General features: G+C 72.2%; 19 protein-coding genes, 2 pseudogenes and 1 riboswitch. Of the genes and pseudogenes, 17 read left to right on the top strand and 4 right to left on the bottom strand.

What is annotated here, in order from left to right:
* From ACIOFR_RS38015 to gcvT, 3 genes and pseudogenes are all read right to left on the bottom strand, one after another.
* Positions 1-284, bottom strand: a pseudogene (locus ACIOFR_RS38015) (serine hydroxymethyltransferase); the annotation flags it as partial.
* A gap of 88 nt (positions 285-372) precedes the next feature.
* Positions 373-753: a glycine cleavage system protein GcvH gene (gene gcvH / locus ACIOFR_RS38020; RefSeq protein ID WP_401004757.1), complete on the bottom strand. Its 381-nt coding sequence runs from the start codon at positions 751-753 to the stop codon at positions 373-375.
* Positions 754-830: 77 nt separating this feature from the next.
* A complete protein-coding gene (gene gcvT / locus ACIOFR_RS38025) occupies positions 831-1,949 on the bottom strand; it encodes a glycine cleavage system aminomethyltransferase GcvT (protein WP_401004759.1) in 1,119 nt (372 codons plus the stop codon).
* Between the two features lie 175 nt (positions 1,950-2,124).
* Positions 2,125-2,230, bottom strand: a riboswitch (glycine riboswitch).
* 158 nt (positions 2,231-2,388) lie between these two features.
* Here gcvT and ACIOFR_RS38030 point away from each other — a divergent pair.
* The 9 genes from ACIOFR_RS38030 (at position 2,389) to ACIOFR_RS38070 (ending at position 12,604) form a co-directional block, all read left to right on the top strand.
* The gene (locus ACIOFR_RS38030; protein WP_401004761.1) at positions 2,389-3,183 is read left to right on the top strand and encodes an enhanced serine sensitivity protein SseB; all 795 of its coding nucleotides are present in this window, start codon (positions 2,389-2,391) and stop codon (positions 3,181-3,183) included.
* A 139-nt stretch (positions 3,184-3,322) separates the two neighbouring features.
* A complete protein-coding gene (locus tag ACIOFR_RS38035; RefSeq protein ID WP_401004763.1) occupies positions 3,323-4,219 on the top strand; it encodes an enhanced serine sensitivity protein SseB C-terminal domain-containing protein in 897 nt (298 codons plus the stop codon).
* 576 nt (positions 4,220-4,795) lie between these two features.
* Complete coding sequence (locus ACIOFR_RS38040) at positions 4,796-5,785, top strand: ABC transporter permease (protein WP_401004765.1); 990 nt, start codon at positions 4,796-4,798, stop codon at positions 5,783-5,785.
* A gap of 61 nt (positions 5,786-5,846) precedes the next feature.
* Entirely contained in the window at positions 5,847-7,613 is a 1,767-nt protein-coding gene (locus ACIOFR_RS38045; RefSeq protein ID WP_401004767.1) for an ABC transporter substrate-binding protein, read from the top strand.
* 98 nt (positions 7,614-7,711) lie between these two features.
* A complete protein-coding gene (locus ACIOFR_RS38050; protein WP_401004769.1) occupies positions 7,712-8,722 on the top strand; it encodes an ABC transporter permease in 1,011 nt (336 codons plus the stop codon).
* Positions 8,719-9,765, top strand: coding sequence for an ABC transporter ATP-binding protein (locus ACIOFR_RS38055; protein WP_401004771.1), 1,047 nt, complete (start codon positions 8,719-8,721; stop codon positions 9,763-9,765). Before ACIOFR_RS38050 ends, ACIOFR_RS38055 begins: the two co-directional genes overlap by 4 nt.
* A gap of 28 nt (positions 9,766-9,793) precedes the next feature.
* The gene (locus ACIOFR_RS38060) at positions 9,794-10,831 is read left to right on the top strand and encodes an ABC transporter ATP-binding protein (protein WP_401004773.1); all 1,038 of its coding nucleotides are present in this window, start codon (positions 9,794-9,796) and stop codon (positions 10,829-10,831) included.
* A gap of 271 nt (positions 10,832-11,102) precedes the next feature.
* Positions 11,103-11,882, top strand: a complete 780-nt coding sequence (locus ACIOFR_RS38065) for a ferritin-like domain-containing protein (RefSeq protein ID WP_401004775.1) — start codon at positions 11,103-11,105, stop codon at positions 11,880-11,882.
* 35 nt (positions 11,883-11,917) lie between these two features.
* Positions 11,918-12,604: a trimeric intracellular cation channel family protein gene (locus ACIOFR_RS38070; RefSeq protein ID WP_401004777.1), complete on the top strand. Its 687-nt coding sequence runs from the start codon at positions 11,918-11,920 to the stop codon at positions 12,602-12,604.
* Here ACIOFR_RS38070 and ACIOFR_RS38075 read toward each other — a convergent pair.
* Positions 12,540-13,349, bottom strand: coding sequence for an IclR family transcriptional regulator (locus tag ACIOFR_RS38075; RefSeq protein ID WP_401004779.1), 810 nt, complete (start codon positions 13,347-13,349; stop codon positions 12,540-12,542). The two genes, ACIOFR_RS38070 and ACIOFR_RS38075, sit on opposite strands and share 65 nt — an antisense overlap.
* 133 nt (positions 13,350-13,482) lie before the next feature.
* Between ACIOFR_RS38075 and ACIOFR_RS38080 the strand changes: the two genes are divergently transcribed.
* The 8 genes and pseudogenes from ACIOFR_RS38080 to gatC all read left to right on the top strand — a co-directional run bounded on the left by ACIOFR_RS38080 (position 13,483) and on the right by gatC (position 23,342).
* Positions 13,483-14,667, top strand: coding sequence for a cysteine desulfurase family protein (locus ACIOFR_RS38080; protein WP_401004780.1), 1,185 nt, complete (start codon positions 13,483-13,485; stop codon positions 14,665-14,667).
* Between the two features lie 127 nt (positions 14,668-14,794).
* On the top strand, positions 14,795-15,934 hold the full coding sequence (gene mnmA / locus ACIOFR_RS38085; RefSeq protein WP_401004782.1) for a tRNA 2-thiouridine(34) synthase MnmA: 1,140 nt from the start codon (positions 14,795-14,797) through the stop codon (positions 15,932-15,934).
* Between the two features lie 53 nt (positions 15,935-15,987).
* Positions 15,988-16,518 (top strand): TIGR00730 family Rossman fold protein, encoded by a 531-nt coding sequence (locus tag ACIOFR_RS38090; RefSeq protein WP_401004784.1) that lies wholly within the window; start codon positions 15,988-15,990, stop codon positions 16,516-16,518.
* 31 nt (positions 16,519-16,549) lie between these two features.
* Positions 16,550-17,239 carry an SDR family oxidoreductase gene (locus ACIOFR_RS38095; protein ID WP_401004785.1) on the top strand — a complete coding sequence of 230 codons (690 nt, stop codon included), beginning with the start codon at positions 16,550-16,552 and terminating at the stop codon, positions 17,237-17,239.
* A gap of 72 nt (positions 17,240-17,311) precedes the next feature.
* Positions 17,312-18,322: a methionine synthase gene (locus ACIOFR_RS38100; RefSeq protein ID WP_401004787.1), complete on the top strand. Its 1,011-nt coding sequence runs from the start codon at positions 17,312-17,314 to the stop codon at positions 18,320-18,322.
* Positions 18,323-18,341: 19 nt separating this feature from the next.
* The gene (ligA, locus tag ACIOFR_RS38105) at positions 18,342-20,702 is read left to right on the top strand and encodes an NAD-dependent DNA ligase LigA (RefSeq protein ID WP_401004788.1); all 2,361 of its coding nucleotides are present in this window, start codon (positions 18,342-18,344) and stop codon (positions 20,700-20,702) included.
* A gap of 401 nt (positions 20,703-21,103) precedes the next feature.
* Positions 21,104-22,810 (top strand): annotated as a pseudogene (locus ACIOFR_RS38110) (putative bifunctional diguanylate cyclase/phosphodiesterase); the annotation flags it as partial.
* 235 nt (positions 22,811-23,045) lie between these two features.
* Entirely contained in the window at positions 23,046-23,342 is a 297-nt protein-coding gene (gene gatC, locus ACIOFR_RS38115; protein ID WP_035845952.1) for an Asp-tRNA(Asn)/Glu-tRNA(Gln) amidotransferase subunit GatC, read from the top strand.

Raw genomic sequence — 23,342 nt, forward strand, 5'->3', positions numbered from 1 at the left:
GGCTGGACGTTGGCGTGCTCGGCGCCGAACAGCTCCTTGATGCGGTCGATCGCGATCTGCTCGACCACGTCGACGTGCTCGCAGCCGCCGTAGTATCGCTTGCCGGGGTAGCCCTCGGCGTACTTGTTGGTGAGGACCGAGCCCTGGGCCTCCATGACCGCCACCGGGGCGAAGTTCTCGGAGGCGATCATTTCGAGGGTGGTCTGCTGGCGGTGCAGCTCGGCGTCGACCGCGGCGGCGATCTCCGGGTCGAGCGCGTGCAGGGACTGGTTGAGAACCGTCATGAGTGGGTCTTCCCGTGGGGCTGGGCGGGTACCGGAGGGGAGGGGGCCGTCCACCGCGCTGCGGACGGCCGTCCTGTCGCGCAGTGGGTCAGACGCCGGTGGTGAAGGCGGTGTAGGCCTCGGCGTCGAGCAGCTCGTCGGTCGCCTCGACCTTGAGCTTGAAGAGCCAGGCACCCTCGAACGGCTCGCCGTTGACCAGCGCCGGGTCGTCGATGACGGCCTGGTTGATCTCGACGATCTCACCGGTGGCCGGCGAGTACAGGTCGCTGACCGACTTGGTGGACTCCAGCTCGCCACAGGTCTCGCCGGCGGTGACGGTCTCCCCGACCTCCGGGAGCTGGACGTACACGATGTCGCCGAGGGCGTCGGCCGCGTGCTTGGTGATGCCGACGGTCGAGACACCGTCCGCGTCAGCCGCGGTCAGCCACTCGTGCTCCTTGGTGTACTGCAGGTGCGTGGGGTTGCTCATGACGTCATTCTCCAGGATCGCAAGAGGGTAGGGCGAAGCCGTCCGCTGAACGGACCGGGCTCGGGGGTTCGTACGGCTCAGCGGGCGCGCTTGTAGAACGGCAGCGCGACGACCTCGACCGGCTCGTGCTTGCCGCGCACGTCGACGGCGACCGCGGTGCCGGGGGCGGCGTGCGCCGCGTCCACGTAGGCGATCGCGATCGGCTTGCCCAGGGTGGGCGACGGCGAGCCGGAGGTGATCCGGCCGATCGGGGTGCCCTCGGCGGAGACCACCGCGTACTCGGCGCGCGGCACACGCCGGCCCTCGGAGACCAGGCCGACCAGCACCTGCGGCGGGTTGGTCTCGGCGGCCGCGGCGGCCTGCTCCAGAGCCTTGCGGCCGACGAACTCGCCGTCGTTGGTGGTCTTGTCGAAACGGACCACGCGGCCGAGACCGGCGTCGAAGGGGGTGAGGTCGGTGGAGAGCTCGTGCCCGTACAGCGGCATGCCGGCCTCCAGACGCAGCGTGTCGCGGCAGGACAGGCCGGCCGGGACCAGGCCGACCGGGGTGCCGGCCTCGGTCAGCGCCTGCCACAGGTGCTCGGCGTCGGCGGGGGCGCAGAAGATCTCGAAGCCGTCCTCGCCGGTGTAGCCGGTGCGGGCCAGCCAGACCTGCCGGTCGGCCACGGTCGCGGGCAGCAGGGCGTAGTACTTCAGCGCGGGCAGGTCGGCGTCGGTCAGCGAGGCCAGGATGCCGTTGGCCTCCGGGCCCTGGACGGCGATCAGGGCGTAGGCGTCCCGGTCGTCGCGGACGACCGCGTCGAAGCCGGCCGCGCGCTCGGTCAGCGCGTCCAGCACGACCTGGGCGTTGGAGGCGTTGGCGACCACCATGTACTCGGTCTCGCCGGTGCGGTAGACGATCAGGTCGTCCAGGATGCCGCCGTCCTCGCGGCAGATCATGGTGTAGCGGGCGCGCAGCACGCCGAGCGCGGAGATGAAGCCGACCAGCGCGTGGTCCAGCAGCTCGCCGGCCTGCGGGCCGGTCACGGTGATCTCGCCCATGTGCGAGAGGTCGAACAGGCCGGCCCTGGTGCGGACCGCCAGGTGCTCCTCGCGCTCGGAGCCGTAACGCAGCGGCATGTCCCAGCCGGCGAAGTCGGTCATGGTGGCGCCGAGCGAGCGGTGCAGCGCGTCGAGCGCGGTGTGACGGAGGGACATGGCGGCGGGACTCCTTGGCTGGGCACTCTGGAGCACGCCCGGACCTGGATGCGGGCATGCGGTGGCGAGGACTCCCCGTCTGTCGTCGCAACCTGAGAGCTTCACCGCACACAAGAATGGCGGCTTGCACCGTGGGTGGGCGCACGGCGCGGCCGTGTCCACTTTCCAGATGTGCCTCGCCCGTGCGGTATGGGTGCCTGAGAGATTCCGGGGAGGACTTGCTCCTTCGGCGCCGGCCCAGCCTCGAAACGAGGCTCTCCGGACTCTCCCGCGCGGGTTCGAGCGGCCAGTATGAAGTTCGATCGGGGTCATCATGGCATGCCCGGGGGGCCCTACGGGAGGGGGGCCGGACGATACGCTCTGCGGGACGGTTCTCGGGCCGGCGTACGGGCCGCGCGGCGCGTGGCCCGCCCGGTCAGGGCGGAAGGGGCACAGGCGGATGGGGTACCCGGCGGGCGAGGCGCAGTCCTGGGCGGAGCCGGGCACGGCTCCCGAGGGCGGGAGCTGGCCGGTCAACGAGCTGGAACAGGTCCTCACCGCGGCCCTGGGCGATCCGGGGGCGACCCCCCGGGTGATCGAGGTGCTGGCCCGCAGCCAGGTGTGGATCCCGCTGCCCGCGGGCGCCGACCGGCAGGGCGAGTCGCTGGACCTGCCCACCATCGAGCTGGCGGGCGCCCCCTACGTGCCGGTCTTCTCCTCCCAGGAGGAGTTCCTGCGCCAGGCGCCGGGGATGCCCTTCGCGATCGCCCCGATGTGGGAGTTCGCCCGCGGGCTTCCGCTGGGGATCGGCATCGCGGTCAACCCGCAGGCGCCGGTGGGCATCCCGGTGCCGCCCGAGGGGGTCGGTGAGCTGCGGCGCGGCCCGCAGGGCGAGCGCGCTGCCGGGCCGGCCGTCCCGGAGGGCGCCCGGGTGGCGCTCAAGGAGCCCGAGCCGCACCAGGAGCCGTACGCCTTCCTGGCCGCCGCCGGCACCGAACTGGCCGCACTGCCGGAGGTGTTGACGGCTCGCCGGGCGCTGGCCAAGGTGGAGGGCGAGGCCACGCTGCTCTACCTCGGCATCCAGCTCGACCCGGCGCTGCCGGCCGACCCGGCCCGGGTGGGCGAGGCGCTCGGCCGGGCCCTGGGAACCGCCGCGCCGGCCTGGGGCGTCCACCTGGTGCTGCTCGACCTGGCCGCCGATCCGGTGGTCGACTGGCTGATCGCACAGGTACGGCCCTTCTACGTACGGGCCTGATCGGGCCCGTCCACGGGTGACCGTCCGGTAGAGGGACGGCGGTATGACGTGTGTCGGGCCTGCCCCATAGGGTTGTCGCCGACAGCCCGTGCGGCGAGGCCGGCGGAGGCGACGGGACGGGCGAGAGCGAGGTGGGCGCGTGAGCGCGGGAGCGGCAGGCGGCGGCGCGCCGGGCCAGTGGGGCCCGGCTGCCACGGCGCGTCCCGGTGGTGACCCGGGCGCGATCGAACGCGCCCTGGGCCAGGTCGCACCCGAGCGGTACGACGCCTACGAGGCGCTGCTGCGCGCGATCGCCGAGGGCCAGGTCTGGATGCTGCTCTGGCACGGGCAGCCCGGCAGCCCGGACGCCCAGTACGGGAACATGGACATCGGCGGCCACGGCTACGCGCCGGCCGTCACCTCGCCCGGCCAGCTGACCGCCAGCGGCTGGGCCCGCGGCCACGAGGTGATCACCGGCCTGGAGATCGCCAACGCGCTGTACCGCACCCGCTGGGGCCTGTGGCTCGACCCGCACGTGCCCGGTGGCGGGGTCGGCGTCCCCTGGGCCGACCTGCGCCGGATCGCGGTCGGCCTGGACCGGCTCCCGGCCGGTCCGCTCCGGATCGACGAGCCGCAGGTGCAGGCGCCGCAGTTCTACGCCCAGCTCGACCGCCAGGCGGCCGAGGTGCGCCCGCTGCGCTCGCTGCGCCAGGCCTGGGTCAGACCGGCCCTGGGCGAGCCGTACCTGGCGATCGGCCTTGACCTGTACGACACCTCGCCGCCCGCCGTGGAGGCGGCCCGGGCGCTGGTGCAGCGTGCGGTGGCGCACGTTCCCGAGGGCCTGTCGGTGTCCACCGTGATGCTGGCGGACGAGTTCGACCCGGTGGCGATGTGGCTGTGGGCCAACGGCCGGCCGCTGTACGACCGCGAGGCCAGGTTCGGCCACACCCAGGCGCCGCCGCCCCCGCCGTACCCGGGGTACGGCTACCCGCCTGCGCAGGGGCAGTCCGCCGCGGGCTGGCCGCAGCAGCCGTGGACCGGCTACCCGGGGCGCTGAAACAGGTTCGTGCACCATTCGACCGCTCGGCCGTCGGGCAATTCGCCGACGGTTCCTCCGGCCTGACCCGGCTCGGCCACCTGGCAGTTCTCCGCCATTGGCGACCTTCCGTCAGTCAATGCCTTGACAGGGGCGTAACACCTGTGTGAAGAGCGATATGCGGTGGAAACGTTCATGCATGCGGGCAGATCACAGTTGGGCATCCTTCGCTTGTGGGGGGTGGCGCAAGCCTGTCCGAATGACACAGAGTTCTGCGCAATGCAGAGCGCGGAACGAGCCCCACGAAGGCGAACGCGCAAGCTGAAACACCTGATCCGCGCGGTCGGCGCACCGACCGGAGTACCAGCTCGTCGCAACGGGCAGTCGTATCGCAGTACTTGGCATCTTCAGCACCTCAGCACCGCACCTTCAGCACCGCCGCACCGTTTCCGGCACCACCGCACCGACGCATCGTCACCAAGCATCAGTGGCGCAATCCGGTCCATTTCGCAGCTCCGGCCCTGATCGGGCCGGAGGGTGTGCGAACGGACCGGAGACCGTGGGCCGGCCACCGTCGGCGAGGGGACCGAACTGACCATGACCACATCGAACGAGACCATCGGCACCGCGTCCCAGGCCCAGCAGGAAACGGGCCCGGCGAAGCGGATCGAGGGCAGATCGCTCAGCCAGATCGCCTGGCTGCGCTTCAAGCGCGACAAGGCCGCCGTCGCCGGCGGCGTGGTCGTCATCCTGCTGGTGCTGCTCGCGGCACTGGCCAAGCCGATCGAGGCGGTCTTCGGCCTCGACCCGAACGCCTTCCACCAGGACGCCCTGGACGCCAACCTCGGTGGCATCCCGTTCGGCGACTGGGGCGGGATGAGCTGGGAGCACCCGCTGGGCGTCGACGTCCAGTACGGGCGCGACATCATGACCCGCATCCTTGAGGGCTCCTGGGTCTCGCTGCTGGTGGCCTTCGGCGCCACCGTGCTGTCCAATGTCATCGGGACGGTGCTCGGCATCACCGCCGGCTACTACGGCGGCTGGGTGGACACCGTGATCAGCCGCCTGATGGACATGTTCCTGGCCTTCCCGCTGCTGCTGTTCGCGATCGCCATCTCGGCCTCGCTCAAGGACGGCGCGTTCGGGCTGCACGGCACCTCGCTCCACATCGCGGTGCTGATCTTCGTGATCGGCTTCTTCAACTGGCCCTACATGGGCCGGATCGTGCGCGGCCAGACGCTCTCGCTGCGCGAGCGCGAGTTCGTGGACGCGGCCCGCAGTCTCGGTGCCCGGGGGCCGTTCATCCTGTTCAAGGAGCTGCTGCCGAACCTGGTCGGTCCGATCCTGGTCTACTCGACCCTGCTGATCCCGACCAACATCCTCTTCGAGGCCGGCCTGAGCTTCCTCGGTGTCGGCATCGAGCCGCCGCAGGCCTCCTGGGGCGGGATGCTGAGCAACGCGATCGACTACTACCAGGTGGACCCGCAGTACCTGATGGTGCCCGGCCTGGCGATCTTCATCACCGTGCTCGCTTTCAACCTCTTGGGTGACGGGCTCCGTGACGCCCTCGACCCCAAGAACAACTGACGAACCGTCAGGTCTTTTTCCCAACCGTCATCGCTCTTCCTCCAAGGGGTTGATCTCAGCTATGCGCAGGTCCCGTACTGCCGCGCTGACCGCGCTCGCCGCGGCCGTGGCGCTCACCCTCACCGGCTGCTCCAGCAGCAAGGGCAGCTCCGACGGCTCCGCCAAGGGCGGCGCGGTCGCAGGAGCCGACGCGGCCACGAAGAACATCGTGAACGCCTCGGAGCAGAAGGGCGGCACGGTCGTCTACGAGCACTCCGACGTGCCGGACTCCTTCGACCCCGGTAACACGTACTACGCGTACATGTACAACTTCTCGCGCCTGTACGGCCGCCCGCTCACCACCTTCCAGCCGGCCGCCGGCGAGGAGGGCAACAAGCTGGTCCCGGACCTCGCCGAGTCGCTCGGCCAGGTCAGCGCCGACGGCCTGAGCTGGACCTACAAGCTGCGCGCCGGCATCAAGTACGACGACGGCGCCGTGGTCACCTCCAAGGACATCAAGTACGCCGTGGAGCGCTCCAACTTCGCGGCCGACGTGCTGTCGAACGGCCCGACGTACTTCCACGACCTGCTCAAGGACAACGACACCCCGTACCAGGGCCCGTACAAGGACAAGAGCCCCGAGGGCCTGAAGTCCATCGAGACCCCGGACGACACCACCATCGTCTTCCACCTGAAGCAGCCGTTCGCGGACTTCGACTACCTGGTCAGCGCCCCGCAGACGGTCCCGGTGCCGCAGGCCAAGGACACCGGCGCGGACTACGTCAAGCACATCGCCTCCACCGGCAGCTACAAGTTCCAGAGCTACGAGGAAGGCAAGGAGGTCGTGCTCGTCCCGAACACCAACTGGGACCAGAAGACCGACCCGATCCGCAAGCAGCTGGCCGAGAAGATCCAGGTCAAGCTGAAGATCGCGCAGTCCACCATCGACCAGGACCTGCTGGCCGGCAACGCCCAGGTCGACCTGGCCGGCAAGGGTGTCGACCCGCAGACCCAGGCCAAGCTGCTGCTGGACCCGAAGCTCAAGGCGCAGACCGACAACACCTACGGCGGCCGCCTGGTCTACACCGCGATCAACACCAAGGTCGCGCCGTTCGACAACGCGGACTGCCGCAAGGCCGTCCAGTACGCGATCGACAAGGTCTCGGTGCAGACCGCGATCGGCGGCCCGATCCGCGGCGACGTGGCCTCCACCGTGCTGCCGCCGGACATCCCGGGCTACCAGAAGTTCAACCTGTACGAGACCGCCGGCAACAAGGGCGACGAGGCCAAGGCCAAGGAGGCCCTGAAGGCCTGCGGCAAGCCGGACGGCTTCAAGACCAGCATCATGGCCCGCCAGGACCGCTCGACCGAGGTCGCCTCGGCCACCGCGATCCAGGCCGCGCTGAAGAAGGTCGGCATCGAGGTCGACATCCAGCAGTTCCCGCAGGGCAAGTACTTCCAGGACTTCGCGGGCGTGCCGGAGTACACCGACAGCCACGGCACCGGCCTGATCATGATGCAGTGGGGCGCCGACTGGCCGACCGGCTACGGCTTCCTGCAGCAGGTCGTGGACGGCCGGGCGATCAAGAAGTCCGGTAACACCAACCTCTCGCAGCTGAACGACCCGTCGATCAACAAGCTGCTGGACGACGCGATCGCCAACCCGGACCGGGCCGCCCGCGAGAAGATCTACGGCGAGATCGACAAGAAGACCATGGAGGCGGCGGTCATCGTCCCGCTGACCTACTACAAGGTCTTCCTGTACCGCCCGGCGGGTGCCACCAACATGGCGTCCACCCCGGCCTTCTCCGGTCAGTACGACTACCTGAACATCGGCGTCACCAAGTAAGAGCCTGGCTCCACACCCCTGAAGGCAGGTGAAGGCAGCGGCGCCCGCCTCCGGCCCGGTCACCCCGGGCGGAGGCGGGCCGCCGCAGCCGACCGACTATGTTCGCCTACATCATCCGAAGGATCCTCGCGGCCGCCGTGCTGCTGCTGGTCGTCAGCGCCATCACCTTCGGCATCTTCTTCCTGCTGCCCGCACTGGCGGGGGAGACCACCGACCAGCTGGCCGCCCAGTACGTGGGCAAGAACCCGAGCCCCGAGGCGATCGCCGCGGTCAAGCAGAACCTCGGGTTCGACCAGCCGCTGTACGTCCAGTACGGCCGCTTCCTCAAGGCCCTGGTGAGCGGCGCCGAGTACCAGTTCGGCCCGGACCCGGTCAGCTGCCACGTCCCCTGCTTCGGCTACTCGTTCAAGAACCACGTCGAGGTCTGGCCGGAGATCTCCTCCCGCATCCCGGTCACCTTCTCGCTGGCCATCGGCGCCTCGGTGGTCTGGCTGATCTCCGGTGTCTCCACCGGTGTGATCTCGGCGCTCAAGCCCAAGTCGATCTTCGACCGGCTGTCGATGGGCATCGCCCTGGCCGGCGTCTCCAGCCCGGTCTTCTTCACCGGCGCCCTGCTGCTGTTCTTCTTCCACTTCAAGTGGCCGCTGTTCGAGAACGTCGAGTACGTCAACTTCACCGACGACCCGTTCGCCTGGGCCGGACACCTGATCCTGCCCTGGGTCTCGCTCGCCTTCCTCTACTCCGCCCTCTACGCCCGGCTCACCCGGGCCGGGATGCTGGAGACGATGAGCGAGGACTACATCCGCACCGCCAGGGCCAAGGGCCTGGTCGAGCGCAAGGTGATCGTCCGGCACGGCCTGCGCTCGGCGCTCACCCCGATCATCACCATCTTCGGCATGGACCTGGGCCTGCTCCTCGGCGGCGCCCTGATCACCGAACAGGTCTTCTCGCTCAAGGGCATCGGCGCCTACGCCGTGGCCGCGATCGGCGAGAACGACCTGCCCAAGGTGCTCGGCGTGACCCTCGTCGCCGCCTTCTTCATCGTGGCCTGCAACCTCCTGGTTGACCTCCTGTACGCCGCAGTCGACCCCCGCGTGAGGCTGTCATGATCGACCTTCAGTCCTCCTCGCCGGACGCCTTCCTGTCCGTCCGCGACCTGCGGATCCACTTCGACACCGACGACGGCCTGGTCCGCTCCGTGGACGGGGTCAGCTTCGACCTCCAGCGCGGCAAGACCCTCGGCATCGTCGGCGAGTCCGGCTCCGGCAAGTCCGTCACCTCGCTCGGGATCATGGGCCTGCACCGCTCCAAGCGGGCCCGGATCACCGGCGAGATCTGGCTGGACGGCGAGGAGCTGGTCGCCGCCGGGCCCGAGCGGGTCCGCCAGCTCCGCGGCCAGAAGATGTCGATGATCTTCCAGGACCCGCTGACCGCGATGCACCCCTACTACACGATCGGCCAGCAGATCGTGGAGGCCTACCGGGTGCACCACCCGGAGGTGAAGAAGAAGGACGCCCGCAAGCGGGCCGTGGAGATGCTCGACCGGGTCGGCATCCCGCAGCCGGACCGCCGGGTGGACGACTACCCGCACCAGTTCTCCGGCGGCATGCGCCAGCGCGCCATGATCGCCATGGCCCTGGTCAACGACCCGTCGCTGCTGATCGCCGACGAGCCGACCACCGCCCTGGACGTCACCGTCCAGGCGCAGATCCTGGACCTGATCCGGGACCTCCAGCAGGAGTTCGGCTCGGCGGTCGTCATCATCACCCACGACCTCGGGGTGGTCGCCGAACTGGCCGACGACATCCTGGTGATGTACGGCGGGAAGTGCATCGAGCGAGGCCCCGCGGCCACGCTGTTCGAGGCCCCCGAGCACCCCTACACCTGGGGCCTGCTCGGCTCGATGCCGCGCCTGGACCGCGAACTGCAGGACCGGCTGATCCCGGTCAAGGGCACCCCGCCCAGCCTGATCAACGTGCCGTCCGGCTGCGCGTTCCACCCGCGCTGCCCGTACGCGGCGCTGACCGGCGGGCGCTCGTCCACCGAGGTGCCGGTGCTGGCGGAGGCCTCCGAGCGGCACCACGCCGCCTGCCACCTCCCGGCCGCCGACCGGCACCGGATCTTCGCCGACGAGATCGCGCCCCGGCTGTGACCCCGTTCCACCCCTCAGGAGACACCCCATGACGGACAGTCAGACAGCGGAGATCCCCGCACCCGCGTCCGCCTCCGACCGCGATCCGCTGCTCCGGGTGACCGGTCTGGCCAAGCACTTCCCGATCACCCAGGGACTGCTGCGCCGCCAGACCGGCGCCGTTCGGGCGGTGGACGGGATCGACTTCACGGTCAACGCGGGCGAGACCCTCGGCGTGGTCGGCGAGTCGGGCTGCGGCAAGTCGACGATGGGGCGCCTGGTCACCCGGCTCGCCGAACCCACCGGCGGGAAGATCGAGTTCGAGGGCACCGACATCACGCACCTGAGCACCGGTGCGATGCGGCCGCTGCGCCGGGACATCCAGATGATCTTCCAGGACCCGTACTCCTCGCTGAACCCCCGGCACACCGTGGGCACCATCGTGGGGGCGCCGTTCCGGCTGCAGAAGGTGCAGACCGAGCACGGCGTCAAGCGTGCCGTGCAGGACCTGCTGGAGCTCTGCGGCCTCAGCCCCGAGCACTACAACCGCTACCCGCACGAGTTCTCCGGCGGCCAGCGGCAGCGCATCGGCATCGCCAGGGCGCTCGCGCTCAAGCCCAAGATGATCGTCGCCGACGAGCCGGTCTCGGCCCTGGACGTCTCCATCCAGGCCCAGGTGGTCAACCTGCTGGACGACCTCCAGAACGAGCTCGGCCTGACGTACCTGATCATCGCGCACGACCTCTCGGTGGTCCGGCACGTCTCGGACCGGGTCGCGGTGATGTACCTCGGCAAGATCGTCGAGATCGCCGAACGGGACTCCCTGTACAAGAGCCCGATGCACCCGTACACCACCGCGCTGATGTCGGCCGTGCCGGTGCCCGACCCGACCCGCAAGGAGCGCCGGGAGCGGATCCTGCTCACCGGGGACGTCCCGTCGCCGATCAATCCGCCGAGCGGCTGCCGGTTCCGGACCCGCTGCTGGAAGGCGCAGGACGTCTGCGCCGCCCAGGAGCCGCCGCTGGTCGCGGCCAAGGCCGGCCACCAGGTCGCGTGCCACTTCCCGGAGAACCCTGTTCTGGTCTGAGCACCGACCGCCCCGGGCGGCAACCCGAAGGCCACCGACCGTCCGCGGCCGGTGGCCTTCGGCGCGAGGCGGATCCCGGGTCCGTCCGGGACCCCGCCGGCCAGGCGGGAGGGTGAGGACGGACCCTAGGCCTTCTGCCGCACCCGCCGTCCTCCGTACGGTGCAGGACGCGGCCCCAGTCGTTGCGGGCGGGGCGCCGGCATGCGTTCACTGATCGGTGTTCTGACCCGATCGACGCCCGACCCCGGCCGGGCAGCTGGGAGGCCGTCCGGTGCTGTCGGCACGCACGCTGTTCCACGAGATCCACGACCACGACGAGGCCTTCCGGTTGTTCTGCTCCATCGCGGCCAAGGGCGAGGACCAGGGCGGCTGGGAGAACGGCCGGATCTCCCGGCTGGTCGACGACCAGTGGCTCGCCCCGCGGATCGCCCGGCACGGCGCGGACGAGGACAAGCACGGCCGGATCTTCAACGCCCTGCTGCACAAGCGCGGTCTCGGGCCGGTCGAGGTGCCCGACGAGACCGACTACACGATGATCCTGGAACGCCAGGGCATCGGCCTGGCCCACTCCCGGCTGCGCCGCGACGAGCCGCTGACCGAGACCGACGTGATCACCTACCTCGCGCACAGCCGGGTCACCGAACAGCGCGCGGCCGAGCAGATGCGGCTGCTCAAGCGGGTCTTCGGGGACCACCCGGAGATCGGCCGGGCGGTGCGGATGATCTCCAACGACGAGGACAACCACCTCGCCTACTGCCACGAGGAGCTGCTCCGGCTGGCCGCCGCCGGCCACGGCCGGCAGATCCTGCGGACCCTCCAGGACACCGCGCGCGCCGAGATCCGCACCTACCGGGACGTGAGCCTCGCGGTGATGTCCCACATGGGCGGGATCCTGCGCTGGCCCCGGGCCAAGTCGGCCGCGCTGGCCGCCGGGATCCACGGGGTGTTCGGGTACGAGCGGCTCGGCGGCTGGCACCGGATGACCACCCTGCGGATGCCGGCGAGGCTCGACGCCCTCGGCGGGCCGGCGCCCCACGAGACGTTCGCCTGACGGCCGCGGCCGACGACCCGTCAATTGGTCCGGCCATGGATCCGGCGTGGACACTGGCCCCCGTGACCTCGCAAATCTTTTCGCCAGGGGTGCAGCAGACCCTGGACCTGATCGGCATCTTCGTCTTCGCCCTGTCCGGCGGCCTGCTCGCCGTCCGCAAGAACATGGACATCTTCGGCATCTGCGTGCTCGCCGAGGCGACCGCGCTGGGCGGCGGGGTGATGCGCGACCTGGTGATCGGGGCCACACCGGTGGCGGCCTTCAGCAACCTCGGGTACTTCTCCACCCCGCTGGCCGCCGGGCTGGTGGTGTTCTTCCTGCACCCGCAGGTGGAGCGGATCAACACCGCCGTCCAGACCCTGGACGCGGCCGGTCTCGGTCTGTTCTGCGTGACCGGCACGATCAAGGCGCACGACTACGGGCTCAGCTCGGTCGCCTCGGTGGCCCTCGGCATGCTCACCGCGGCCGGCGGCGGCGTCATCCGCGACGTCCTGGCGACCGAGCAGCCGTCCCTGCTGCGCTGGGACCGCGAGATCTACGCCGTGCCGGCCCTGGTCGGCGCCACCGTGGTCGCGGTGCTGATCGCCGTCGACCGGCTCACCCCGCTGAACGCCTCGGCCGCCGCGCTGTCCGCCTTCGTGATCCGGATGCTCGCGCTCAGGTACGGCTGGCGCGCTCCGCGTGCTTGGCACCGCAACGGTTCTCGCACCAGCGAGGAGTAGGCGTCCCGCCGTACGCCAGCGAGATCGCCTCCACGGTGCACAGCAGCTCCGGCACCAGCCGGCTCAGCTCGGCCGGCGAGGCCTCGTAGGCGGGCGCGGAGATCGAGCAGGCGGCGATCGCCCGGCCCTCGGTGCCGGCGACGGGCGCGGCGATCAGGCTCACCGGATCCCGGGCGTCGGCCTGGTCCATCGACCAGCCCTGGCGCCGGACGGCGGCCAGCTCCTCACGCAGCGCCTGCGGGCCCTGCTCGTGGCCGGCCGCCTGCGGGGAGGCCAGATACGCCGTCAGCTGTTCCTCCGGCAGGTCGGCCAGCAGGACCCGGCCGACCGCGGTGGCGACCGCGGGGGTGCGGTGGCCGAACCGGCCGTCCGGACCGAGCCGGGAGCCGGGCCGGTCCGGGTAGCGGCTCTGCGCCTTGTCGAGCTGGAGTACCTTGCCGTCCTCCAGCACCGACAGCTGCACGGTGTGCCCGTACCGCTCGTTCAGCGAGGCCAGGTACGGCGCGGCCACCTGCCGGATGTCGATGGTCTCCAGCGCCTGCTGGGCGAGCGAGAAGAGTCGCCCGCCGAGGCGGTAGCGGTGGTCCGGCTGGCGGGTGACGAAGCCGTGCTCCTGCAGCGTGCGCAGCAGGCGCAGGGCCGTCGACTTGTGCACGCCGATCCGGCCCGCGGCCTGCTCCAGCGAGGTCGGCCCCTCCCCGAGGGCGGCGAGGATGGTCAGCGCCCGGTCGACTGTCTGGGACATCGTGTCCACCCCTCCGTGCCCGGCAGTGGCAGGAGGCTAACGGCGCGTTGCAGAGGGTGCAATGGCCAAATCGTGATCCTGTTGCGGTCTTCGGCCGGGGGGTGTGCCCGCGCCGCCTACACTTGGTCCCGCTATGGCTTATCTCGACCACGCCGCGACCACTCCGATGCTGCCCGAGGCTGTCGCCGCCATGACGGCGCAGCTCGGGGTCGTCGGCAACGCCTCCTCCCTGCACGCGGCCGGCCGCCGGGCCCGCCGGGTGGTGGAGGAGTCCCGGGAGTCCCTCGCGGAGTCGCTGGGCGCCCGCCCGAGCGAGATCGTGCTCACCGGCGGCGGCACCGAGTCCGACAACCTCGCGGTGAAGGGCCTGTACTGGGCCCGCCGGGACGCCGACCCGGCCCGCCGCCGGGTGCTGTGCAGCCCGGTCGAGCACCACGCGGTGCTGGACGCGGTGCACTGGCTCGCCGAGCACGAGGGCGCGCTGGTCGACTACCTGCCGGTGGACACCCACGGCCGGGTGCACCCCGGTGCGCTGCGCGAGGCGATCGAGCGGGATCCGGACTCGGTCGCGCTGGTCACCGTGATGTGGGCCAACAACGAGGTCGGAACCCTCCAGCCGGTCGCCGAACTGTCCGCGGTGGCCCAGGAGTTCGGCATCCCGATGCACGCCGACGCGGTGCAGGCGCTCGGTCAGGTGCCGGTCTCCTTCGCGGAGTCGGGGCTGACCGCACTCACCGTCACCGGGCACAAGATCGGCGGCCCGTACGGGGTCGGCGCGCTGCTGCTGGCCCGTCAGGCCCACCCGGTGCCCCTGCTGCACGGCGGCGGCCAGGAGCGCGACGTCCGCTCCGGCACCCTGGACGTCCCCGGCGCGGCCGCCTTCGCCACCGCCGCCGCGCTCGCCGTCGAACGGCGCGAGCCGTACGCCGCCGCGGTCGGCGCGCTGCGCGACGAGCTGGTCGCGGCCGTCCGCGCGGCCGTCCCGGACGCCGTCCTCAACGGCGACCCGGCGCCGGCCGGCCGGCTGGCCGCCAACGCGCACTTCTCCTTCCCTGGCTGCGAGGGCGACGCGCTGCTGATGCTGCTCGACGCCCAGGGCGTCGAGTGCTCCACCGGCTCGGCCTGCTCGGCCGGCGTGCCGCAGCCCAGCCACGTGCTGCTGGCGATGGGCGCCGATCCGCTGCTGGCCCGCGCCTCGCTGCGCTTCTCGCTCGGCCACACCTCCACCCGGGCCGACGTCGAGGCGCTCACCGCGGCGCTCACCCCGGCCGTGGAGCGGGCCCGCAACGCGGGTCTGGCGGCGGCGGCCCGGCGCTGAACCCGGGCCAGGACGGGGGCTCGGAACCGGGGCCCGAAGCGGGGTCACGGCTCGGCCTCGGCCCGGTCGCGGTCCTGGGTGAACGCCTTACCGCCCGCCCGGCCCGAGCACGTACGCTGGACGCATCATGAGTGACTTCCCCGGTGCCCCGACCGCCCCTTCCGATGGCCGCCGTCTGCGCGTGCTGGCCGCGATGTCCGGCGGGGTCGACTCCGCCGTCGCCGCCGCCCGCGCGGCCGAGGCCGGCCACGAGGTGACCGGGGTCCACCTGGCGCTCGCCGCCAACCCGCAGTCCTTCCGGACCGGCGCCCGGGGCTGCTGCACCCTGGAGGACTCCCGGGACGCCCGGCGGGCCGCCGACGTGATCGGCATCCCGTTCTACGTCTGGGACCTCGCCGAGCGCTTCCGCGAGGACGTGATCGAGGACTTCGTCGCCGAGTACGCAGCGGGCCGCACCCCCAACCCGTGCCTGCGCTGCAACGAGAAGATCAAGTTCGCCGCGCTGCTGGACAAGGCGGTCGCCCTCGGCTTCGACGCCGTCTGCACCGGCCACTACGCCCGGATCGTCGACCAGCCGGGCGGCGGCCGCGAGCTGCACCGTGCCGTCGACCCCGCCAAGGACCAGTCCTACGTGCTCGGCGTGCTCGACACCGAGCAGCTCGCCCACTCGATGTTCCCGCTCGGCGACACCACCAAGGACGCCATCCGCGAGGAGGCCGAGCGCCGCGGGCTGGCCGTCGCCAAGAAGCCCGACAGCCACGACATCTGCTTCATCGCCGACGGCGACACCCAGGGCTTCCTGGCCCGGCACCTCGGGGAGGCCACCGGCGACATCCTCGACGTCGACGGCACCAAGCTCGGTGAGCACGACGGCGCGTACGGCTTCACGATCGGCCAGCGCAAGGGCCTGCGGATCGGCCGCCCGGCCGCCGACGGCAAGCCCCGCTACGTGCTGGACATCTCGCCGGTGAACAACACCGTCACGGTCGGCCCCGCCGAGGGCCTCGACGTGCTCGGGCTCACCGCGATCCGGCCCCGCTGGTGCGGCACCCCGGCCGTCGGGGAGGGCCGCTACACCGCCCAACTGCGCGCCCACGGCGAGGAGGTGCCGGTCACCGCGACGCTGGAGGGCGAGGAGCTGCGGGTCCGGCTGGACACCCCCGCCCGGGGCATCGCGCCCGGCCAGGCCGTGGTGCTGTACGACGGCACCCGGGTGGTCGGCTCCGCCACCATCGCCGCCACCGAGCGCCGGTCCGTCCCCGCCTGAGCCGGGGCTCCCGCTCCGGCGCGGCCGGCCCGCGTGGTAGACCTGGGGCCATCATGAACATCACCGTCTTCTGCTCCGCGTACTCACTGGACGACCGCTACACCGCCCCCGCCGCCGAGTTCGCCCGGCTGCTCGGGGCCGGCGGCCACACGCTGGTCTGGGGCGGCTCGCACGCCGGCCTGATGGGCCTGCTCGCCGACGGGGTGAAGGAGGCCGGCGGACGGCTGGTCGGGATCTCGGTGGAACTCCTCGCCCACAAGTCGTACGAGGGCGCGGACGAGCTGGTCATGACCGCCGACCTGGCCGAGCGCAAGGCGGTGCTGCTGGCCCGGGCCGACGCCGTGGTGGTGCTGGTCGGCGGGCTCGGCACGCTGGACGAGGTCACCGAGGTGCTGGAGCTCAAGAAGCACGCCCTGCACGACAAGCCGGTCGTGGTGCTCGACACCGAGGGCTTCTACGCGGGCCTGCGCACCCAGCTGGAGCGGATGGACACCGAGGGCTTCCTGCCCCGCCCGCTGGCCGAGCTGGTCACCTTCGCCGCAACCCCCGCCGAGGCGCTCGCACAGCTCGACCGGGCGTCCTGACCCACCACGCGACCACCACTGAGAGGCCACCATGGGTGCACACCTGATCACCGGCGCCGGTTCGGGCATCGGCTCGGCCGTCGCCGAGCGGCTCGCGGCCCAGGGCAGGGAGCTCTGGCTGCTGGCCCGCGACGCCAAGCGCGCGGCCGTCCTGCGCTCCCGCTTCCCCGGCGCCCGCACGCTGGTCGGCGACCTCAACGACCCGGCCAAGCTGTCCTGGGCGCTCGGCCAGCAGGAGATGCCGGTGGAGGTCGACGCGCTGCTGCACATCGCGGGCGTGGTCGAGCTCGGCACCGTCGGCGACCTGCCGGTCAAGGCCTGGCAGTACCAGCTGAACGTCAACACCGTCGCCCCCGCCGAGCTGACCAGACTCTTCCTGCCCTCGCTCCGGCAGGCCCGCGGCCAGGTGGTCTTCGTCAACTCCGGCGCGGGCCTGCGCGCCGACGAGAACTGGAGCGCCTACGCGGCGAGCAAGTTCGGGCTGCGCGCGCTGGCCGACGCGCTGCGGGTGGAGGAGCAGGGCAACGGGGTGCGGGTGACCACGGTCTACCCGGGCCGCACCGCGACCCCGATGCAGCTCAAGGTGCACCACCAGGAGGGCAAGGAGTACGACCCCACCCGGTGGATCGACCCCGAGTCGGTCGCCACCGCGATCGTCACCGCGCTGGACCTGCCGCGGGACGCGGCGCTCACCGAGATCACGGTCCGCCCCGGCCGCTGACCGGACGGAGGGGCCCGGCCGCCGCCCCGAGCGGCACGACCGGGCCCGTCCGGGAGCACTAGGCTCGTGCCCGTGAGCACCGAGAACCTCCTCCAGACGCTGCCCGGAGCCGCGACCGGCGCCGGCTCCATGCCCGGCACGGACGCCCGCGAGGCGGCCAAGACCGTCACGGGCTCGCTCGAACTGCTGCCGCACCTGCCGGAACTGCCCGCCCGCGGCCCCGGCGCGGACATGATCGGACGCGGGGCCGGCCTGCTGGTCGAGCTGTTCGCCCAGGTCGAACCGAGCGGCTGGCGGTTCGCCGACCGGCCGGGCCGGGACAGCAGGCGCGCCGAGTCCTGGCTGCGCGAGGACCTCGACGCCCTGGAGGAGTTCACCCAGGGGTACCGCGGCGCCCTCAAGCTGCAGGCCGTCGGCCCCTGGACGCTGGCCGCCTCGGTCGAGCTGCGGCACGGTGAGAAGGCCCTCGCCGACCCGGGGGCCTGCCGGGACGTCGCGGAGTCGCTCACCGAGGGCCTGCGCCGCCACCTCGACGACGTCCGCCACCGGATCCCCGGCGCGCAGCTCGTCCTCCAGCTCGACGAACCCTCGCTGCCGGCCGTGCTGACCGGGTCGGTGAAGACCGCCAGCGGCTTCCAGCGGCTGCGCGCGGTCGACCGGCAGGTGGCCGAGGAGACGCTGCGCGGCGTGATCGGCAGCCTGGACGTGCCGGTGGTGGTGCACAGTTGCGCCCCGCAGGTGCCGATCCCGCTGCTGCGCCGGGCCGGGGTGGCGGGCGTCTCGCTGGACTTCTCCCTGCTGACGGAGCGTGACGACGACGTCCTCGGTGAAGCGGTCGAGGACGGCACCGTGATCCTGGCCGGTGTGGTGCCCTCCACCGACACCGGATTGTCGGACCCGGCCGGTAGTGTCCAGGGTGTCAGGACGTTGTGGCGCAGGCTCGGGCTGGATCCGGAACTGCTGGGCCGCCGGGTGCTGGTGACACCGAGCTGCGGGCTGGCGGGGGCCTCCCCCGACTACGCCAGGCGGGCGCTGTCACTCAGCGTGAAGGCGGCCCGGAGTCTGGTGGACAACCCGGAGTAAGACGGCAGGAGGGCCAAGGGTGGCGGCAGTTGAGGGCTGGGAGGAGATCCCGGCGGAGGTGCGCACGCGGCACGCGGAGCTCGCGGCCGAGATCGAGGAGCACCGGGTCCGGTACTACGACCAGGACGCCCCGGTCGTCAGCGACGCCGAGTTCGACGTCCTGATGCGCCGGCTGGAGGCGCTGGAGGCCGAGCACCCGGCGCTGGTCACCCCCGACTCGCCCACCCAGAAGGTCGGCGGCAGCGCCGGCGAGGCCTTCGCCAAGGTCGAGCACCGCGAGCGGCTGCTCAGCCTGGACAACGCGATGGACGACGAGGAGCTCGCCGCCTGGGCCGAGCGCGTCGCCGGCGAGCTGTCCGGCATCGAGTACCGCTACCTCTGCGAGCTGAAGGTCGACGGCCTGGCCGTCAACCTCACCTACGAGCGCGGCGAGCTGGTGCTGGCCGCCACCCGCGGCACCGGCCGGGTCGGCGAGGACATCACCGCCAACGTCCGCACCATCAAGGAGATCCCGCACCGGCTCCGGGGGGAGGACGTCCCCGAGCTGGTCGAGATCCGCGGCGAGGTCTACCTGCCCACCGAGGCGTTCGCCGAGCTCAACGCCTCGCTCGCGGCGGAGAACGAGCGCCGCAGGGCCGAGAACGCCGAGCGGGAGAAGGCGGGCAAGCGCCCGCAGGCCCTGCTCAGGCTGTTCGCCAACCCGCGCAACGCCGCCGCCGGGTCGCTGCGCCAGAAGGACACCCAGGTCACGGCCTCCCGCCCGCTGCACATGGTGGTGCACGGCATCGGCGCCCGGGTCGGCTTCGACATCGACTGCCAGTCGCACGCCTACCAGCTGCTGCGCGACTGGGGCCTGCCCACCGCCCGGCACAACCGGGTGGTCGCCACCCTCGACGAGGTCCGGGAGTTCATCCGGCGCTTCGGCGAGCAGCGTCACTCGGTCGAGCACGAGATCGACGGCGTGGTCGTCAAGGTCGACGAGATCCCGTTGCAGGGCCGGCTCGGCGCCACCTCGAAGTCCCCGCGCTGGGCGATCGCCTGGAAGTACCCGCCGGAGGAGGTCACCGCCAAGCTCGCCAGCATCAAGGTCGGCATCGGCCGCACCGGCCGGGCCACCCCGTACGCGGTGCTCGCCGAGCCGGTGAAGGTGGCCGGCTCGATGGTCCAGTACGCCACCCTGCACAACCAGCAGGTGGTGAAGGCCAAGGGCGTGCTGCTGGGCGACACCGTGGTGCTGCGCAAGGCCGGTGACGTCATCCCGGAGATCCTCGGCCCGGTCGAGGACCTGCGGGACGGCACCGAGCGGGAGTTCGTGATGCCCTCGCACTGCCACGAGTGCGGCACCGAGCTGCGCCCGATGTCCGAGGGCGACATCGACCTGCGCTGCCCCAACGCCCGGTTCTGCCCGGCCCAGGTGCGCGAGCGGATCGCCTACCTCGGCGGCCGGGACTCGCTGGACATCGACGGCCTCGGCTACGTCGCCGCCACCGCGCTCACCCAGCCGCTGGAGCCCGCGGACGCGCCGGTCAAGAACGAGGGCGACATCTTCGGCCTCACCGCCGACCGGCTGCTGCCGATCAAGGTGCTGGTGCGCGACCCCAAGACCGGCATGCCCAAGCTGGACGACGTGACCGGTGAGGAGAAGGTGGTCCCCTTCTTCGCCAATCTCCGGGGCGAGCCGAAGAAGTCCCTGACGCTGCTGCTGGACAACCTCGCCGCCGTCCGGGAGCGCCCGCTGTGGCGCTTCCTGAACGGGCTGTCGATCCGTCACGTCGGCCCGGTCGCCGCGCAGGCGCTCGCCCGTGAGTTCCGCGACCTCGACCGGATCTTCGCGGCCACCGAGGAGGAACTCGCCGCGGCCGAGGGCGTCGGCCCGACCATCGCCCGCTCGGTCAGGGAGTGGTACGAGGAGGAGTGGCACCGGGAGATCCTGGAGAAGTGGCGCGCCGCCGGCGTGCGCTTCGTCGAGGAGGGCGCGCAGGAGCAGGGTCCGCGCCCGCTGGAGGGGCTGACCGTGGTGGTCACCGGCACCCTGACCGGGCACACCCGGGACGGCGCCAAGGAGGCGCTCACCTCGCGCGGGGCCAAGGTCACCGGCTCGGTCTCCAAGAAGACCCACTTCGTGGTGGCGGGCGACAACCCCGGCTCCAAGTACGACAAGGCCGTGCAGCTCGGGCTGCCGGTGCTCGACGACGCGGGCTTCGCCGTGCTGCTGGAGCAGGGCCCCGACGCGGCCCGGGCACACCTCGGACTGCCACCCGTTCCGGCCGCCGACGCCCCCGCCGAACCCGCGGCCGACGCCCCCGCCGACGCCGTGTCCGGGTCGCCCGCCGAGCCCGCCGAGGCGGCCGACACCGCGGAGCCCGTCAGCGAGGAGTGACGCCCCCGGACCGGATCCGCCGCCCGGTCGTTATCCTCCTGATGCGACGTCACCGGCGTCCGCCCCCGGGAAGTCGGGCATTCTGTCACTGTGCGGCAGTGCCGGACCCTCCCCGGGGGAGGAGTCCGGCCGGCGGCGTCCCCAGGGATGTCCGAAAGTCTGCCCTCCCGGTCGACCCCGGCATACCCTGGAGCGCAACAGAGAGTCAGCAGGGGTGGGCGGCTCCGGTCTTGGCCGGTGCCCGTGGGGACACCCCGTCGCCTGACGTCCATCGGCACCAGCACGGTGCCTCACCGTAAGGCGGCCTGACGGGGCGGGCCCGACGGAGGACAGGGCTTATGGATCGTACGACCGGCGGTGCGCCCACACGCCCGCCGCAGGGGGTGGCAGGTGCGGTCCTGCTGCTCGGCGTTGTGCTGGCCGGGGCCGCGCCGCTCATCCCGCTCGCCGTCCTGGTCTACCGGTACGAACCCGAGCTGCTGCCGCTGTTCGCGGTCCCGCTGGCCGTCCTCGTGGCGGCCTGGCGGATCGCCCGCGACCGGGCCCGGGACCAGCTCACCGACCCGCTCACCGACCTGCCCAACCGCCAGGCGCTGCTGATCGCGGCCCAGGAGGCGATCGCCCAGCACGACGGGGAGGACGGCTACAGCGTCGGCCTGATCCTGCTCGACCTGGATCGCTTCCGTTCGCTCAACGACGCGCTCGGCCACACCGCCGGCGACCGGCTGCTGGTGCACATCGCCCGCCGGCTGCACCGCGCGCTGCGCTCCGGACCGGGGCAGCACCCCGGCCCGGCCCGCTCCGAGCTGCCCGACACGTCCGAGGACGTGTTCGCCGCGCTTCCCCCGTCCGTCCAGCGCAGCGGGCAGGCCGTCGTGGCCCGGATGGGCGGCGACGAGTTCGCCGTCCTGCTGCCGGGGGTCGGCAGCCCGGAGACCATGGAACGGGTCGCCAAGGCCCTCATCGTGGAGCTCGCCGCGCCGATCCGGCTGGACGGCCTGCTGCTCGTCCTGGAGGCCAGCGCCGGGGTCTGCGTCTACCCGACCCACGCCCAGGACGCCGAGTCGCTGCTGCGGCGCGCCGACGTCGCGATGGCCCACGCCCAGCGCAGCCGCAGCGGGGTCGAGCAGTACGACGAGGCGCGGGACATCGACACGCCGTACCGGATCGGGCTGCTCGGCGACCTGCGCCGGGCCCTGGAGACCGGTGAGGTGAAGCTCCACTACCAGCCGAAGGTCGCCTTCGACGGCCGGGTGGTCGGCCTGGAGGCGCTGCTGCGCTGGGAACGCGCCGGGCAGGGCCGGGTCGCGCCGGACGAGTTCATCAGCCTCGCCGAGTCCAGCGGCCTGATGCCCCGGCTCACCGACTACGTGCTGGAGTCGGCCGTCGGCCAGCTGGCGATCTGGCGCGCCCAGGGGCTCAAGGTGCCGGTCGCGGTGAACGTCTCGCCCCGCGACGTGCTGAACCCGGGCTTCGCCGCCCGGGTCGCCGGTCACCTCGACCGCAACCAGGTGCCGGCCGACGCGCTCCAGCTGGAGATCACCGAGCGGCTGCTGCTGGACGACTCCCGGCGCGCCGCCGACACCCTGGACGAGCTGCGCCGCTACGGCGTGCGGATGTCCCTGGACGACTTCGGCACCGGCCACTCCTCACTGGTGCGGCTGCGCAGCCTGCCGGTCGGCGAGCTCAAGATCGACCGCTCCTTCGTCTCCCGGATGGTCGCCGACGACCACGACGCCGCCGTGGTGCGCTGCTCGGTGGAGCTGGCGCACTCGCTCGGGCTGACCGTGGTCGCCGAGGGCGTCGAGGACGACGAGACCTGGGAGCGGCTGCAGGCCATGGGGGTGGACGCGGTGCAGGGCTGGCTGGTCTCGGCGGCGCTGCCCGCCGACCAGGCCACCGCCTGGCTGATGGTGCACAGCACCGGCGCGCCGTCGGTCGAGCGGTTGACGGCGACCCAGGTCCGTCCCGCGGCGCAGGTCCGGCCGGCCGTGCCGGGCCGACCGGCGGCCCAGGTCCGTCCGGCGCCGCAGGCCCGCCCGGTGGGCAAGGCCCGTCCGGGCGCGAAGGCCCAGCCCGAGCTGGAGGCCCCGACCACCCAGCCGTGACGGCCGACGGCGCCCCGCCCGCCCCGGCCGAGGGGCGCGCGGGGCGCCGTTCGCGTCCGTGCGGGGCGCCGTCCCCGCCCCTCCCGCACCATCTCCGTGGCCGGTGAAGGGGCCGCGCCCCATAGGATGGCCCCACAGACCGAGAGGACGGGGTGCGCCGAGCGCCCGCCCGTCCGGGCCGGGCGCCGCGACAGTGCCGTCCGGTCTCACCAGAACTCACCTTGAGGATCGCTGCATGCCTGGCATCACGCGCGAGGAGGTCGCCCACCTCGCCCGGCTGTCGCGTCTTGAGTTGCAGGCCGAAGAGCTGGACCACTTCGCCGAGCAGCTCGACGTGATCATCGGCGCGGTCGCCCGCGTTTCCGAGGTCGCCGGACAGGACGTCCCGCCGACCTCCCACCCGCTGCCGCTGACCAACGTCATGCGCGCGGACGAGGTGCGGCCCTCGCTCACGCCGGAGCAGGCGCTGGCCGGCGCTCCGGCCGCCGAGGAGCAGCGTTTCCGCGTGCCCCAGATCCTCGGGGAGGACTGA

Source organism: Kitasatospora sp. NPDC088346, assembly GCF_044740765.1.
Lineage (GTDB): Bacteria > Actinomycetota > Actinomycetes > Streptomycetales > Streptomycetaceae > Kitasatospora.

Excerpts from the sequence above, each read along its gene's own strand:
- gcvH (WP_401004757.1), bottom strand. The coding sequence starts at position 753 with ATGAGCAACCCCACGCACCTGCAGTACACCAAGGAGCACGAGTGGCTG.
- gcvT (WP_401004759.1), bottom strand. The coding sequence starts at position 1,949 with ATGTCCCTCCGTCACACCGCGCTCGACGCGCTGCACCGCTCGCTCGGC.
- ACIOFR_RS38030 (WP_401004761.1), top strand. The coding sequence starts at position 2,389 with ATGGGGTACCCGGCGGGCGAGGCGCAGTCCTGGGCGGAGCCGGGCACG.
- ACIOFR_RS38040 (WP_401004765.1), top strand. The coding sequence starts at position 4,796 with ATGACCACATCGAACGAGACCATCGGCACCGCGTCCCAGGCCCAGCAG.
- ACIOFR_RS38045 (WP_401004767.1), top strand. The coding sequence starts at position 5,847 with ATGCGCAGGTCCCGTACTGCCGCGCTGACCGCGCTCGCCGCGGCCGTG.
- ACIOFR_RS38050 (WP_401004769.1), top strand. The coding sequence starts at position 7,712 with ATGTTCGCCTACATCATCCGAAGGATCCTCGCGGCCGCCGTGCTGCTG.
- ACIOFR_RS38055 (WP_401004771.1), top strand. The coding sequence starts at position 8,719 with ATGATCGACCTTCAGTCCTCCTCGCCGGACGCCTTCCTGTCCGTCCGC.
- ACIOFR_RS38060 (WP_401004773.1), top strand. The coding sequence starts at position 9,794 with ATGACGGACAGTCAGACAGCGGAGATCCCCGCACCCGCGTCCGCCTCC.
- ACIOFR_RS38070 (WP_401004777.1), top strand. The coding sequence starts at position 11,918 with ATGGATCCGGCGTGGACACTGGCCCCCGTGACCTCGCAAATCTTTTCG.
- ACIOFR_RS38075 (WP_401004779.1), bottom strand. The coding sequence starts at position 13,349 with ATGTCCCAGACAGTCGACCGGGCGCTGACCATCCTCGCCGCCCTCGGG.
- ACIOFR_RS38080 (WP_401004780.1), top strand. The coding sequence starts at position 13,483 with ATGGCTTATCTCGACCACGCCGCGACCACTCCGATGCTGCCCGAGGCT.
- mnmA (WP_401004782.1), top strand. The coding sequence starts at position 14,795 with ATGAGTGACTTCCCCGGTGCCCCGACCGCCCCTTCCGATGGCCGCCGT.
- ACIOFR_RS38090 (WP_401004784.1), top strand. The coding sequence starts at position 15,988 with ATGAACATCACCGTCTTCTGCTCCGCGTACTCACTGGACGACCGCTAC.
- ACIOFR_RS38095 (WP_401004785.1), top strand. The coding sequence starts at position 16,550 with ATGGGTGCACACCTGATCACCGGCGCCGGTTCGGGCATCGGCTCGGCC.
- gatC (WP_035845952.1), top strand. The coding sequence starts at position 23,046 with ATGCCTGGCATCACGCGCGAGGAGGTCGCCCACCTCGCCCGGCTGTCG.